Origin of the sequence: Micromonospora sp. SD12, from assembly GCF_052068495.1 — a bacterium.
Taxonomy (GTDB): Bacteria; Actinomycetota; Actinomycetes; order Mycobacteriales; family Micromonosporaceae; genus Micromonospora; species Micromonospora echinofusca.
Genome location: NZ_JBQHDF010000046.1, coordinates 1 through 1462, shown reverse-complemented (window position 1 = coordinate 1462; position 1462 = coordinate 1). Strand labels below are relative to the sequence as shown.

At 72.4% G+C, this 1462-nt stretch carries 1 protein-coding gene; it reads left to right on the top strand.

Going from position 1 to position 1462, the window contains the following annotated elements; all coding sequences use genetic code 11:
• A partial coding sequence (locus ACTMS2_RS29230; RefSeq protein ID WP_441178260.1) for an acyltransferase domain-containing protein occupies window positions 1-1462 on the top strand: 1462 nt, incomplete at both ends.

The window sequence follows — 1462 nt, the reverse complement described above, 5'->3', positions numbered from 1 at the left end:
CGTCGTGGGGTGTGCGGGCGGATTTCCTGGCGGGTCATTCGATTGGTGAGGTGACGGCCGCGTACGTGGCGGGGATGCTTTCCCTCGCTGATGCGTGTGTGTTGGTGGCGGCGCGGGGCCGTCTGATGCAGGCGTTGCCGGCTGGTGGGGTGATGGCGGCGGTTGGCGCGTCGGAGGAGGCTGTCGCCGAGCTGGTCGGCGTGACTGGTGCGGCGGTGGATGTGGCGGCGGTGAATGGTCCGGCGTCGGTGGTGGTGTCGGGTGCCGCCGTCGAGGTGGCGTCGGTGGTGGCGGTTGGGCGTGAGCGGGGGTGGCGGGTCAAGGAACTCTCGGTCAGTCACGCGTTCCATTCGCGGTTGATGGAGCCGATGTTGGATGAGTTCGCGTCGGTGGTGGCGGGGCTGGACTGGCGGGTGCCGCGGGTGCCGATCGTGTCGAACGTGACCGGCGCGGTGGCGGAGCCGCTGGAGTTGGTTGACCCGGAGTACTGGGTGCGGCACGTGCGGCAGGCGGTGCGGTTCGCCGACGGGGTGGCGGCTCTGCGGGAGCAGGGTGTGGACACGTTCCTGGAGGTCGGCCCGGACGCGACGTTGACGGCGATGGTGGCGGAGATCGTCGGGGACGCCGGGGTGCGGCGGGTTGCGGTGTCGCGGCGGGATCAGCCGGAGGTCGGGGCGCTGACGTCTGCGCTGGGGCAGTTGTGGGTGGCGGGTGTGCCGGTGGACTGGGCGGCGTACCACGGTCAGACCGGTGCCTGGCCGCGCGTGGTCGACCTGCCCACGTACGCCTTCGAGCACACCTGGTATTGGCCGGAGGCCGCGCCCGGGACCCGCCGGGACGCGCACGACGACGCCCTCGACGGGCGGTTCTGGGCGGCCGTGGAGTCCGGCGACCCCGACCTGGTCGGCGGCGAACTGGGCGTCGGCGCGGACGAGCCGTTCAGCGCGGTGCTGCCGAAGCTCGCGCAGTGGCGGCGGGCCGCCCAGCAACGGTCGGTTGTGGATTCCTGGCGGTACCGGGTGGTGTGGCGACGCCAGGACGCGGCCGATGACGAGAACCTGACCGGCACCTGGTTGGTGCTGATGCTCCCCGGCCAGGAGGACCACCCGTTGCTGGCCGGGCTGGCGGAGCGGGGCGCCGAGGTGGTCCCGGTGGTGCTGGACGTGTTGGAGCGGGACGAGATCGCGCGCCGGCTGGCCGGCGCGGCGGAGAACCGGGAGCCGGTCGCCGGACTGATCTCGCTGATGTCGTTGGCCGGTGCGGGCGTCGTGGAGGCGCTGGCCGTGGCGCAGGCGCTGGCGGTCACCGAGGTCCAGGGGCGGATGTGGTGGCTGACCCGGGGAGCGGTCTCCGTGGACGGCTCCGACCCCCTGACCGACCTGACGGCGGGTGCTGCGGTGTGGGGTTTGGGTCGGGTGGTGGGTTTGGAGGTGCCGTTGCGGTGGGGTGGTTTGGTGGATTT